The sequence below is a fragment of the Frigoribacterium sp. CFBP 13729 genome (genome assembly GCF_014841875.1).
Taxonomy (GTDB): domain Bacteria; phylum Actinomycetota; class Actinomycetes; order Actinomycetales; family Microbacteriaceae; genus Frigoribacterium.
Window position 1 is genome coordinate 1 of sequence record NZ_JACYUR010000011.1, and the last position, 11,602, is coordinate 11,602.

General features: G+C 67.4%; 15 protein-coding genes. 4 read left to right on the forward strand and 11 right to left on the reverse strand.

Annotated elements, in window-relative coordinates; translation table 11 throughout:
* Nucleotides 1–449: 449 nt before the first annotated feature.
* From IFT77_RS16270 to IFT77_RS16285, 4 genes are all read right to left on the reverse strand, one after another.
* Complete coding sequence (locus IFT77_RS16270) at nucleotides 450–1,025, reverse strand: sigma-70 family RNA polymerase sigma factor (RefSeq protein ID WP_371741099.1); 576 nt, start codon at nucleotides 1,023–1,025, stop codon at nucleotides 450–452.
* Nucleotides 1,026–1,268: 243 nt separating this feature from the next.
* Entirely contained in the window at nucleotides 1,269–1,607 is a 339-nt protein-coding gene (locus IFT77_RS16275; RefSeq protein ID WP_192043274.1) for a hypothetical protein, read from the reverse strand.
* Nucleotides 1,604–2,257 carry a hypothetical protein gene (locus IFT77_RS16280; protein WP_192043275.1) on the reverse strand — a complete coding sequence of 218 codons (654 nt, stop codon included), beginning with the start codon at nucleotides 2,255–2,257 and terminating at the stop codon, nucleotides 1,604–1,606. The genes IFT77_RS16275 and IFT77_RS16280 overlap by 4 nt, the downstream gene beginning before the upstream one ends.
* On the reverse strand, nucleotides 2,254–2,820 hold the full coding sequence (locus IFT77_RS16285; protein ID WP_192043276.1) for a sigma-70 family RNA polymerase sigma factor: 567 nt from the start codon (nucleotides 2,818–2,820) through the stop codon (nucleotides 2,254–2,256). Before IFT77_RS16285 ends, IFT77_RS16280 begins: the two co-directional genes overlap by 4 nt.
* A gap of 216 nt (nucleotides 2,821–3,036) precedes the next feature.
* Here IFT77_RS16285 and IFT77_RS16290 point away from each other — a divergent pair, with 216 nt between their 5' ends.
* Entirely contained in the window at nucleotides 3,037–3,270 is a 234-nt protein-coding gene (locus IFT77_RS16290) for a hypothetical protein (RefSeq protein WP_192043277.1), read from the forward strand.
* A gap of 292 nt (nucleotides 3,271–3,562) precedes the next feature.
* Nucleotides 3,563–3,760, forward strand: a complete 198-nt coding sequence (locus IFT77_RS16295) for a hypothetical protein (RefSeq protein WP_192043279.1) — start codon at nucleotides 3,563–3,565, stop codon at nucleotides 3,758–3,760.
* Nucleotides 3,761–4,313: 553 nt separating this feature from the next.
* On the opposite strand, the gene IFT77_RS16300 is transcribed toward IFT77_RS16295, so the two are convergent.
* The 3 genes from IFT77_RS16300 to IFT77_RS16310 all read right to left on the reverse strand — a co-directional run bounded on the left by IFT77_RS16300 (nucleotide 4,314) and on the right by IFT77_RS16310 (nucleotide 5,770).
* Nucleotides 4,314–4,808, reverse strand: a complete 495-nt coding sequence (locus IFT77_RS16300; protein ID WP_244638930.1) for an SRPBCC family protein — start codon at nucleotides 4,806–4,808, stop codon at nucleotides 4,314–4,316.
* Between the two features lie 48 nt (nucleotides 4,809–4,856).
* Nucleotides 4,857–5,213 carry a hypothetical protein gene (locus tag IFT77_RS16305; protein ID WP_192043280.1) on the reverse strand — a complete coding sequence of 119 codons (357 nt, stop codon included), beginning with the start codon at nucleotides 5,211–5,213 and terminating at the stop codon, nucleotides 4,857–4,859.
* A gap of 161 nt (nucleotides 5,214–5,374) precedes the next feature.
* A complete protein-coding gene (locus tag IFT77_RS16310; protein ID WP_192170640.1) occupies nucleotides 5,375–5,770 on the reverse strand; it encodes a hypothetical protein in 396 nt (131 codons plus the stop codon).
* 401 nt (nucleotides 5,771–6,171) lie between these two features.
* On the opposite strand from IFT77_RS16310, the gene IFT77_RS16315 reads away from it, so the two are divergent.
* Nucleotides 6,172–6,453, forward strand: a complete 282-nt coding sequence (locus IFT77_RS16315) for a hypothetical protein (protein WP_192043282.1) — start codon at nucleotides 6,172–6,174, stop codon at nucleotides 6,451–6,453.
* On the opposite strand, the gene IFT77_RS17625 is transcribed toward IFT77_RS16315, so the two are convergent.
* The 3 genes from IFT77_RS17625 to IFT77_RS16330 all read right to left on the reverse strand — a co-directional run bounded on the left by IFT77_RS17625 (nucleotide 6,424) and on the right by IFT77_RS16330 (nucleotide 7,728).
* Nucleotides 6,424–6,756 carry a helix-turn-helix domain-containing protein gene (locus tag IFT77_RS17625; RefSeq protein ID WP_192043283.1) on the reverse strand — a complete coding sequence of 111 codons (333 nt, stop codon included), beginning with the start codon at nucleotides 6,754–6,756 and terminating at the stop codon, nucleotides 6,424–6,426. The two genes, IFT77_RS16315 and IFT77_RS17625, sit on opposite strands and share 30 nt — an antisense overlap.
* A 66-nt stretch (nucleotides 6,757–6,822) precedes the next feature.
* Nucleotides 6,823–7,320, reverse strand: a complete 498-nt coding sequence (locus IFT77_RS16325; RefSeq protein ID WP_192043284.1) for a helix-turn-helix transcriptional regulator — start codon at nucleotides 7,318–7,320, stop codon at nucleotides 6,823–6,825.
* A 159-nt stretch (nucleotides 7,321–7,479) separates the two neighbouring features.
* On the reverse strand, nucleotides 7,480–7,728 hold the full coding sequence (locus IFT77_RS16330; protein WP_192043285.1) for a hypothetical protein: 249 nt from the start codon (nucleotides 7,726–7,728) through the stop codon (nucleotides 7,480–7,482).
* Nucleotides 7,729–8,173: 445 nt separating this feature from the next.
* On the opposite strand from IFT77_RS16330, the gene IFT77_RS16335 reads away from it, so the two are divergent.
* Nucleotides 8,174–9,556: a potassium transporter TrkG gene (locus IFT77_RS16335; RefSeq protein WP_192043286.1), complete on the forward strand. Its 1,383-nt coding sequence runs from the start codon at nucleotides 8,174–8,176 to the stop codon at nucleotides 9,554–9,556.
* A 103-nt stretch (nucleotides 9,557–9,659) separates the two neighbouring features.
* Here the strand turns inward: IFT77_RS16335 and IFT77_RS16340 are convergent, their stop codons facing one another.
* Nucleotides 9,660–11,525 carry a BCCT family transporter gene (locus tag IFT77_RS16340; protein ID WP_192043287.1) on the reverse strand — a complete coding sequence of 622 codons (1,866 nt, stop codon included), beginning with the start codon at nucleotides 11,523–11,525 and terminating at the stop codon, nucleotides 9,660–9,662.
* Between the last annotated feature and the right edge of the window lie 77 nt (nucleotides 11,526–11,602).

Here is an 11,602-nt window from a genome sequence, read left to right on the forward strand (position 1 = left end):
CGTACCTCGTAGGGCCGGCATCCCGGTGGAACCCCATCCCGCTTCGTGAGCGGGATGGGGTTTTTCTATGCCCACCAGGCCCGGCGCCAGGGGACGCGACATCGCGCATGCAAGCAAGGCGAGACATTGGGGGCACACAGTCCCCGCCGCCGCGGACACCCGAAGTCGACGCGACGGCGGGGGCTGGGCCTTCCCGAGTCCTGAACCGTCTCGGGGCATGTCGATCGTAGGAGCATTCCTCACGAAAGGACAGTGCTCCTCGACGGGGATGTCCGTGAACGTCCACACGCCCCCGCGAGGGCGGGGGCGTGTGTGGGCTGCCGGTCGTCTGCGGATCAGGAGCAGACAAGCGGTGTCGTGCCCGGGGTACCACCGCCGGGCACGCTCAGAGTAGGACCGCTGCCCCTGATCCGCTAGGCGCCCGCGAAAGTCGTTCGCACGTGGGGACGTCAGCTCCACGCAGGGCGGGGTTCGGCGGTGAGCTTCCTCAGCGCCATCAGGGCGTCCCGAATGCGGGTCTTCATCGTCCCTATCGGGACACCAGCTTTCGCTGCCGCTTCGGATTGGGTGTACCCGCCGAAGTACGTCAGCTCGAGTGCTTCCCGATGAGGGGCCGCAAGGGCTTTCATGCTGGTCGTGACACGGCGGTGCTCGATCAGGGTTTCTGCCTGTTCCGCGACGTCGTCCCGGCTGACTTCGAGATCTCGAAACCCGGCGAGGGTGTCGCGGTCACGGGCGGCCTGCGAGGACCGGACACGGTCGATCGCGCGGCGCCTGGCCCGGACGAGCAACCACGCCAGAGCTGTGCCCCGGGCCGGGTCGAAAGACGCCGCTTCCTGCCATGTGGCGAGGAACACCTCTTGAGCGACCTCCTCGGACTGCGCCGGGTCCACCAAGATCCTCCGAATCAAGCCCAAGACCCGAGAAGACGTCCGATCGTAGAACACGGTGAAAGCGCGATCGTTGCCCTCTGCAACGAGAGCGAGGAGGTCCTCGTTCGTCCATTCAGCGGTGACAGGCAGCACAGAAGCAAGCGACACGAGAAGGTCCGATCAGAGAAGCCACGGGGATGAGAGACACTCCCCCGAGCGCTGCTGTCAGCGTATGCGCCCGCCTCCTAGCCGCTTCCCCCACTTCGGGGAACACGCTTTCAATCGCCGCGCCCCACTCGACCCGCAACCTCGATCCCCTAGAGGAATCCCCTATCGGGACACCTCACAGGAGCGAGCTCGCAGGCGGCCGGGAATACGGTTCGTCGCCCAGGAGGCTCAGTCGACGCGCGCGATGCGGACGTCGATCCTCTCGACCGTGATGGCTGCCTGGTTCAGGCGGGCCAGCAGGGCGTCGTGGACTCGGTGAGCAACGTCGGGCGAGATGCTGTCTGCGTCGGTCGCGATGGTGAGGGCGACGACACCGTCGTCACCGATCTCGATCCGAGGAGGCGGTGGCGGGGTGCTCGGGTCGGGCGTCTGCCGGGCAGCGAGGAGAGCAGGCAGGGTCGCCCGCGGCTGATAGATGTGGGCCACACCAGGGACGCCGTCGACGAGCGTCTCGAGTTCGAGGGCGAGTGCGTCTCGGGCGGCGTCGTCGAGGGCGTGGCTGGTCATCGTTCTTCCTCCCGGACGGGTGCGGCTCCGTCTGACCGGATCGTGACGTCGATGCTCTCCACGTTCATCTCGGTGTGCGTCCGCAGCGCCTCCTCGACGGCTGAGCACACCGCGTCGGTCACGGCAGCCGTCGTCGCGCCGTGATCACGGATGATGCGTGCCCACACGCGGATGACGACCGGGGCACCGGGTGTGGTGACGTCGCCCTCGAGGGTGCACCTGCCGATCAGGACGCCGTCGACGGTGTCGCCGGCGCGGCGGACGATGCTGCGGACGGCTCCCTCGGTGATGACGGAGTTCTCGGTCTCCTTCAGCGGCGGGAGGGGGATGTCCCGGCCGGCGTGGGCCTCGAGGCTGATGTTGGTGATGATCTCGGTGATCCAGTCGTCTTCTCGCGCGTCCTCGTCGAGCGCGTCGGCCTCGAGGGCTCCGTGGGAGAGCATGCGGACCCTGGTGAGGGCGTCGAGGGCGTTCTGGCAGGCCGGTGAGTCGTCGATCGTCGGGTCTGCCGGGGTCATCCCGGCGTCGAGGTAGTCGGCGAGTTCGTCGATGGTGTGCCCGTCGAGCCGGTCGGGCTCGAGGGACAGCGTCTCCACATCGTCGCCGCTGACGCCGGCGGCTTCGAGGTCGTCGGGAAGGTCCGCGCTCATCGCCATGCCTCCATCTCGGTGATCATGTTCTTCCGCGCCCGGGAGAGGAGCCCCCGGACGGTCGACACAGGCAGCTCCAGGTCGTCCGCGATCTCGTCGTACGAATGCCCGACCATCTCCTTCAAGATCCACGCCCGCCGTTGGGGGGCCGGCATCGCCTCCAACGCCAGGGTCAGGGCGTGCTCCCGCGACCGGGCCTCGACGACACGGTGCGGCGTCTCGTGCTCGGGACCTTCGGAGTCGTGGTCGGCGATGTCGTCGTGGTCACGTCTGGCCCTGATCCTGTCCACGCACCGCCTGCTGACGATGCGCATCAACCAGCTCTTCACCTTCGCCGGGTCCTCGATCGACGGCAGCTGCTTCCACGCCGTGACGAAGGTCTCCTGGACGACGTCGTCGACGTCGTCGGAACGACCGAGGACCCGCCGCGCGTAGGAGCGCATCAACGGCCCGTACCGGCGAACCAGGACCTCGAACGCCCGGACGTCACCGTGCCCGGCACGCTCAACGAGGGTGTGGTCGTCAGCGTCCGCGAGGTCGACACGGCGCGGCTGATCGGACACCCGTCAGTTCTACCCGGTCCACGGCTCCCCGTGCGGCAGAAAGGCGTCCGTGAGCGGGGCGAATCGCTCCCCATCACGACTCGGCCGAAATTCGTCGACAACCGGTGTGACGAATCCCATAGTCGTTGCGACCTAGTAGTGACGCGCTCCTGCCGCCCCTCGACCCGACGAGAAGCACGCGTGCTCCCCACCCGACTTGAATGAGGAACAACACCCGTGACCCTGCTCGCGCCCGCACCCATCACCCGCCCCGCCGCCATGACCCTCACCGAGGCCGAGCCCGGCTTCTGGGTCGCCAGCACGAGCGGCGCCTTCGCGGGAACCGTAGACCACCACGGCGACCACTTCTACGTCCGCGACTGCTTCAGCCAGTACCTCGGCGACTACAACGACCTCGCCACAGCAGCCGCCCGCCTCCGCACGGACGCCAGCGTGCGAAACGCCGCGTGACGACCACACTCCCCCCGAGGACGGCGGACGCCAGCACCTCCCCGGTGACGTGGCACGAGACGGCCCCCGGCATGTGGACGAGCCGCACCGGCAAGGACATCGCCGGCGCCGTGCAGCTCGTCGGGACCTTCATCACCACCAATGCCCGCGGCGACGTCGTCGGGACGTTCGACACCCTCCTCCAGGCACAAGCCGCCCTCGTCGCACCGCCCGCCCCCTCAGGTCGGCCTCGCCCTCACAGTCGACACCGGCTCCTGCCGTGGTCTCACCGCCGGTGACCACAACGCACCTCGTGACGGACACCGCACGCGAGCCGCGGCGCTCACCTGGTCGCCAGGCCCGCACGTACGACTCGATGCCCGACGTTCCTCCGGCACTGATCGTCACCTACGCCCGCCGAGAACAACGCCGCCGCCTCTACCCCGTCCCGATGGGGCCCACCTACGCCGACTTCTTCCTCGAGGACACCACCCACCATGCAACTGCCTGACCCGAACATCGCTCTCACCGCACCCATCACCCCCTCCACCCGGCCGCCCCTGCCCGCAACGGAGCAAGTGGACATGGAGCCCCTGCTCGCCGACCGTGACCACCCCTGACCCCCACCGGCCCGGAACACGCCCGGCCCCGACCTCACTGCAACGCCTCCCCCACCACGAACTCGTTTCCTACCTCAAGCGGCACCTCGCCGTCCCGCTCCTCGGCGAGACCTGCGATTCGCCGATCATGATTCCAGGGGTCATGGGCAATGGAGAGGGCACCGTCGCAAGCTCGTGAGCTACCGCGGATGGGTGGCTGCGCAGCTCGACATACCGGGCGCTGCCGCCGCGCCTGCTGCCTAAACCTTCTTTGAATCGAGGATTGGCGCCTCTAGTTGTCTTCACCCGTGCACGACGCACCCGCAGTCCCTAGCTGCGGCCGAGGTGAAGACCCCGCGAAGCAACGCTGCTTCGCCCCGCTGGGGTGTTGTGGCCCGAACCACGACGCCCCAGCGATACCCCAACTCGAACGGCAAGAAGAACCGAACGGCGCGAGCGAGACAATCAACGGGGCCAGCAAATCAAAGGCGGGAATGTCCGACTCGTGCTAGACGAGCATTCAGGCTTGCGCCGGTGAACGATCTCCTGTCGGGCGCGAGGCAGGCGCTCTTCGAGCAGCGCCGCGAGTCGATCGAGATCCTTGCGGACAGCGTCAGCGTCGGAGTGGAAGTCCGCCTCGGACATCCCGTCACGGCGGAAGAGGGTGAAGACGGCCTCACTGCCTTGGTCGTTGGCCACGACGCGGAAGGCGTTCCGCACTACAGATCCGTTGGGAAGGGTCACGTCGTGGTCGAGGATCCCCAGCTCCACCGGCCCCGTGAAGGCCACCTCGACGACGCCCATGGGCGAGTCGGTGATCCACCGCCCGTCCTCCTGGCGGATCCCGGCGCTCAGACCAGCCGCCCACGCGGGTAGGTTCTCTGGATTCCCGGCGACACGGGAGACTGCGGCGACGTCGTGGTCGAGCGAGCGTGAGATGTGGACGACAGGCCAGGTCATGCCCGGAAGCTAGCAGCCCACTGAATCGAGCGCACCGGCTCAGGATCCCTATCCGGCGCTGTCACGGCGCCGGATGGAACGGAATGTCTCAACCTTCTTCGTGCGAAGCGCAGCGATGTGGCCGGCAGCCAGGCCAGCGCCGACGAGGAGCAGCGCGATCAAGGACGTCACTCCGGAGCCTGGCCCTCCACTGTTCACGGTAAGACCGATGAGGCTCACCCCGATCGAGAGTGCCGCGAGGGGAGTCAGGGCCCAGGTGGCGGCGCGACGTGACGCCTCGCTGTCGACGGCCTCCAACCTGAACAGGCGCAGCGCCTCGAGGGAGCTCGTTCGAGCGTGCGGCGCCAGCAGCGCCAGCGCCGCGGCAGCGACAGCGGCGAATGCGATGACAGTCCAAACGGTCATGGAATCTACCTCCGACATCCCACGCTAGTCACGAGCTCGCAGGCTGTCGCGGCAGGCTCCCGCGCACCCCGCACCTACTGGCCCTCGAGAGTCCGGGGCTGGGTCGTCGTGCGTCCTGCGGGCACTGAAACCATGGCCAAGTCATACGCCGAGGCGGCGCCTCACCAGTAGCGGCCGACCACGTGAACGGTCAGCCCATTGAGCGTGGCTCTGGAGTAAACGAAACGTGGGTCGGAGAAGGAACCCAGGATGGGGCCCACGCCCGCGCCCTCGATCTCAGCCGTAAGCTCCGTCGCGGTCATCCCTGGGGGCGGAGCTACGTAGAACGCCGACCAGCAGCGGTCGGCGCGGCAGTGCTTCTCCGTGTCGACTACGACGGAGCCGGCTGGGAAACGCATGGCCGCGGCCGCGGGAACGTCACCGCTGGTCTTGCTGGACTCGAAGAGGAAGCAGAGACCCCAAAAGACCAGGAGGGCAACGACACCGAGCCCGATGGCGGCGCGCTTGACCACCGGAACAACCCCCGGCCCCGCCGGAGACGCCTTGGCAAGGATCATTCTGGTCCGCCCTCCGCACTGTTCTGCAGCCAGCCTCGACCAGTCGCCTCATCAGCACCCTCGGGCGATCGCTGACTCAGTAAGTGGTCGAGGTCCGCTGACCTCATGTGGCCGTTGTTGCCGCCGTCGACGTCAGTTTGGATCAGGACGACCTCCCGGACTAGAGGTGATCCAGAAGAACTTGCCAGATGCGCAGGACGTTGCGGTGTCTGATTGTCTGTCGGGCCCTAGGAGCAACGCCAGCACGCGGCTACATTGCGGGGGCAGCCAAGACCTCGCTGCCGATGGCGGGGTTCCTGACCCTACTCAGGTTCCCCGTCAGGCCCTCCCCCACCGGAGACCCACACCCCGTGGAGGCCCATCCAGTTGAGCCCTCCGGCAACGGCCTCTAGATTCTTCCCGTGAAGATGCGGAACTGTATGAAGTGGTCCTACCTCGGAGAGTCGTTCGAGGTGTGCGACTTCACGGCGTTCTTCCGGGTCCACCGACACGGGACAGCCACCTCAACGGCCGCCGTCCACGACGTCCACCCGTCCGACCATTGGACGACCGTCGCGAGAGACGGCAGCGAAGTATTCACCTTCGCCGCCCGCAGCGGAACACCGATAACAGTCGTCGCCCCCGCCGCAGTCGGAGCGATCTTCCGCCGATGGTTAGACGGCCTGACCGCTGTCGAGGCGTGATCCGGACACCCGGATCAAACGCGTCACGGTTGGGGGCGTCACACCGAACCGTGTCGCCAACGCGCCAACGGAAGTTCCCTCAGCCGCCCGGCGCCGCAGATCGGTGATGTCATCGTCGGTCAGCTTCTGCGGAGAACGATGGGTGATCGGACCTCCCGCATCGACACGAGCGCGCCCCACGACGAGGCTCGAGACCGTGCTCTGGCTAACGCCAAACTGCGCAGCCAACTCCACTTGAGTCGTCCCGTTCCTGTATCTCTGCCGAAGAGCCACCACTTGGGAATCACTCAGGCGCACAGGCATAGACCCATTCTCGCCTCCGACGCATCGCTTCCTACCCGTCCGATGATCGGCATCTGGACGCTGTGTCTAGCTGCTCGTCAACTCGTCCCTAGCTGCGCGGGAGAGGGGATAGGCACGGTCGAGGCGCGGGCTGAGGACGACGAGGAACAGGAACATCGACAACAGCCACCCGGCGACCCAGTACGCGGGAATCGAGAAGATGGCGACGTTCGGCACGACGTCGGTGGCGACTGCGACGACCACGGCGATCGTGAAGAGCACGCCCACCCCGTAGTACAAGGCTCGGAAGCCCTCCTCGACACGGCCCCGCCGTTCCTGCTGGCGAGTCGTCCGCTCGTCGAGGGCGGTGACCGAGCGGCCGTAGTCGTCCTCGGCGACGGTGACGAAGAGATCACGCACCGGGACACCGAACGCCTTCGCCACTCGCGACAGCGTGTCGAGGCTCCCGTCATTGCCCGCCTCGAGCCTTTGGACGGTGCGGACGGTCACGCCGCTCTCGTCTGCGAGGCGTTCCTGGGTCCAGCCCATCTGGGTCCGGAGATCGACGATCCGTGTCTCGTTCATGAACCTCACACTAAGAACGACCAGCCCCAAGGTCCACGACATCGACCCGACAGGGACCCGACACCTTCGCGACAGAGCACCTCGGGGCACCCCGTCCCCCATCACGCCGCAGCCGCAGCCGCAGCCGGCGGTCTCAGATCGGGTCCGATAAGGGATGGGCTATCGAGGGCTCTGACCACGCTTCAGGGTTCGGGCGTTGATGCAGGTCGTGATCACCGCACCAGCCAACGTGAAGTACAGGGGCGTTCGAGAGTTGTCCAGCGCGATCAGTATCAGCGCCGCGATGGCCACGAGCGACGCGATGATCAACAGAAAAAGCGCTACGGACCGCTTCGTGCTTGGGTCGCCATTGGTCTCCACCGCACCACACTCTCTCGCCGGACAGACCAGGTCAAGGCTGCTGCGCACGCCTTCTAGCTAGTCGGTGGCTTAGCGGTACAGCCCGTCAATCGACTAGCGGCGCTCGATACTGGCCGTCGCCCAACCCCACTCACTGCCTGCGACGCGTCGCTGATGTAGTTCAAAGACGCTCTGGGCTTCGAACCGCTCCTCGACTGACCAGACCAGCGCATTTTCGTCTGGGCGACCGGGAAGGAGATACACCCAGCTTCGGCACGCGTGAGCTTGATGTGATCCGCCAGGTAGAGGTTGACGACCTCTACCCGGGGAACAACCAGAACGACTCACGGAGCCGGAGCGTGACGGTGTGCATGAGCGGCATCTTCCTGTCGGGTCCCCGACATTTCAAAGACACACTGAAGCGACGTCAGCCTGACGCGTCTCCCCTGGTCCCTCCCTTCGGTGTCACGTGCACCTGTGGAAGTGGCGGTGGAGGTGCCTTACTGTGGGGCCGGTGACGAGGCAGACGAAGGGCACCGCTGCTCCTGCTCGGATCGCGGCCCTCTCTCAGGGCGTCCTGCGCCGCTCGCCCGCACTCGTGGCCCTCGGGATCTTCCTTGGCGTCGTCCTGCTCTTCTCCGCCTTGCTCGCACTCCCCGTCGCGACGGCCGACGGCACGAGAACCCCGCTGCACGACGCGGTCTTCACCGCCGTCTCGGCGATGACCGTCACCGGGCTCGTGACCGTCGACACCGCGACCCACTGGTCTTTCTTCGGACAGGTCGTCATCCTCGCCGGCGTCCAGGTTGGCGGCCTCGGCATCGTCACCATCGCCCTGCTGCTCTCCCGGGCCGTCACGCACAAGCTCGGCGTCCGCGGGCGGATCATGGCCCAGCAAGGCATCGGCACCAGCAAGCTCGGCGAGGTCCAGTCGCTGCTTAAAATCGTCGTCCTCACGACGGTGGTCGTGGAGGCGGCCCTCGCACTCGTCCTCGTGCCCGCGTTCATCGTGCGGGAGGGGTCGTTCGCCTCGGGCGCGTGGCACGGCGTCTTCTACGCCATCTCGGCGTTCAACAACGCCGGCTTCGTCACCCACGCCGAGGGCCTTGAACAGTTCGCCACCGACCCGTTGATCATCGTCCCGCTCATGGTCGGGGTGTTCGTCGGCAGCCTGGGCTTCCCCGTCTTCATGGTCCTCATGGTCTACAAGACACACCTCCGACGCTGGAACCTCCACACCAAGCTCACCCTCTCCGTGACCACCGGCCTGCTGATCTTCGGGGCGATCGTGTGGACCCTGCTCGAGTGGGGCAACACCGCCACCATCGGCGACATGGCCCCCGGCGACAAGATCGTCCACGGCCTGTTCGCGTCGACCATGATGCGCAGCGGAGGCTTCGCGCTCGTCGACACCGGCGCCTCCCACCCCATCACCCTCCTCGCCACCGACGCCCTCATGTTCGTCGGCGGAGGATCCGCCTCCACAGCGGGCGGCATCAAGGTCACGACGATCGCGCTGCTGTTCCTCGCGATCGCCGCCGAGGGCAAGGGCGACAGGAACGTCCGCGTCTTCCGCCGCACCGTGCCCGAGGCAGCCCTGCGCGTCGCGATCAGCGTCATCTTCCTCGGCGCCACCCTCGTCCTCGCCGCGACCGCGCTCATCATGACCGTCAGCGACGAACCCCTCGACCGCATCCTGTTCGAGGTGATCTCCGCCTTCGCCACCTGCGGCCTGAGCGTGGGGCTGAGCGCCGAGCTCGACCCCTTCGGCAAGTACGTCCTCGCCGCCCTCATGTTCGCCGGCCGCGTCGGGCCCATCGGCCTCGCCTCTGCCCTCGCCGTCCGCCGCCGCACCCTGCTGTACGACTACCCGGAGGACCGCCCCGTCATCGGCTGACCCCGGACCAGGGACTGGGACCGGACGGGCACGCCGCCGGGCGGGGAACGGCGACGGGCGCCGTCTCCGAGGAGACGACGCCCGTCAGGCCGATGCCGCGAGGTCAGCGCTCTTTGGTACCGTCCTGGTCGGCGGTGCCGGGTGCGTCCTCGTCGAGGCGGGCGTCGATGGCCGGGTCGGGCGACACGACGTCGACCTGCAACGGCGGCTCGGCGACGACCGCAGATGCCGACGCCGAAGGACCCGAGACGGAGTCCGCGCGGGCTCCACGGACGCGGCGCTTTACCGCCTCCCACGGCCGGGCCAGGCCCTTGCTGCCCGCTCGGCCGGGCGCATCGACCTCGAGGCCGTAGTAGGCGCCCACGTGCTCGAGGAGGACGTCGCGTTCGGCCTTGTCGTACGCGCGTCGTTCGCGGTTGAAGGCGATGATCGTCGACCAGCACGTCAAGAGCAGCACGATGCTGAACGGCAACGCGGTCGTGATCGCCGCGGTCTTCAGGGCGTCGAGGCCACCGGTCAGGAGGAGCGCGACAGCGAGCAGGGCGGCCACGAGGGCGAAGAACACGCGCAGCCAGTTCTTCGGCTCGATGTCCCCGCCGGACGCGATCATCGCCATGACGAGCGATCCGGAGTCCGACGACGTGACGAAGAACACCCCGATGAGCAAGATCGCACCGAAGGTCAGGACGGTGCCGGCGGGCAGGCCGCCGAGCAAGGCGAACAGCGACCCCTCGACGTCGACCGAGCCGTCGGCGCCGACGAGGCCGCCGGCACCGTCGGTCTGCTGGTGGATCGCGGCGCCGCCGAGGACGGCGAACCACAGGAAGGTGAGGGCGGTCGGGACCAGCAGGACGCCGAAGACGAACTGGCGCACCGTGCGGCCCTTGGAGATGCGGGCGATGAAGATGCCGACGAACGGCGCCCACGACATCCACCAGCCCCAGTAGAAGGTGGTCCAGGCGCCCTGCCACTCCTCACCGGCTGCGCCCTGCTGCGCGGTCACGTTGAACGACAGGCCGACGACGTTCTGCAGGTAGGCGCCGATCGACTGGACGAAGTCGCGGAGCAGGAACTGCGTGGGCCCGACGATCAGGATGAACAGGAGAAGGGCCGCGGCGAGGATCAAGTTGAAGTTCGAGAGGATCTTCATGCCCTTGGTGACGCCGGTGACGAGCGACACGATGGTCACGGCGGTGATGACGGCGATGATCGAGATCTGGCTGACGATGCTGCTGTCGGCGATGCCGGCAGCTTCCAGGCCTGCGCCGATCTGGATGACGCCGAGACCGAGCGACGTCGCGACGCCGAAGAGGGTCCCGACGAGGGCGATGACGTCGATCAGGTTGCCCCAGCCGCCCCGGACGCGATCGCCGAGGAGGGGCTCGAGGGCCCAGCGGATCGAGACCGGACGGCCACGGCGGTGGATCGCGTAGGCGAGTGCCAGGCCGAGCACGACGTAGATGGCCCAGGCGTGCAGCCCCCAGTGCAGGAACGTCTGGGTCAGGGCCTGCTGGGCGAGCTGGTCCTCTGTTCCGGTGACGCCGGGCCGCGGGGAGGCGAAGTGGCTGAGGGGCTCCGAGACGCCGTAGAAGACGAGGCCGATGCCCATGCCGGCGGCGAAGAGGAGCGCGAACCAGGAGCCGGTGGAGAACTCGGGTTCGTCCTTGTCCTTGCCGAGCTTGATGCCGCCGAACCTGCTGAATCCGAGGAACAGGCTGAAGCCGACGAAGAACGCGGCGATCAGGACGTAGTACCAGCTGAAGTTCCGGACGATGCCGCTCTGCAGGCCGAGGAACAGCGCCTCAGCCGAGGCGGGCGCGATCAGGGTGTAGGCGACGAAGCCGAGGACTACGACGGCGGCAGGCCAGAAGACCCATCGGCGCAGTTGCGGGGTGGTCGAGACGGTCTCCGTCAGGGAAGCGGGATGGTCGGCGGTGGGCCCGAAAGGGGGCGGTGTTGTCGTGGCCATGCATCCATGGTGACGGTTCAGAGGCGTCGCGGCCGAGTTGAGGGGGTATTCAGCGATGACATCTCGACAACGATCCC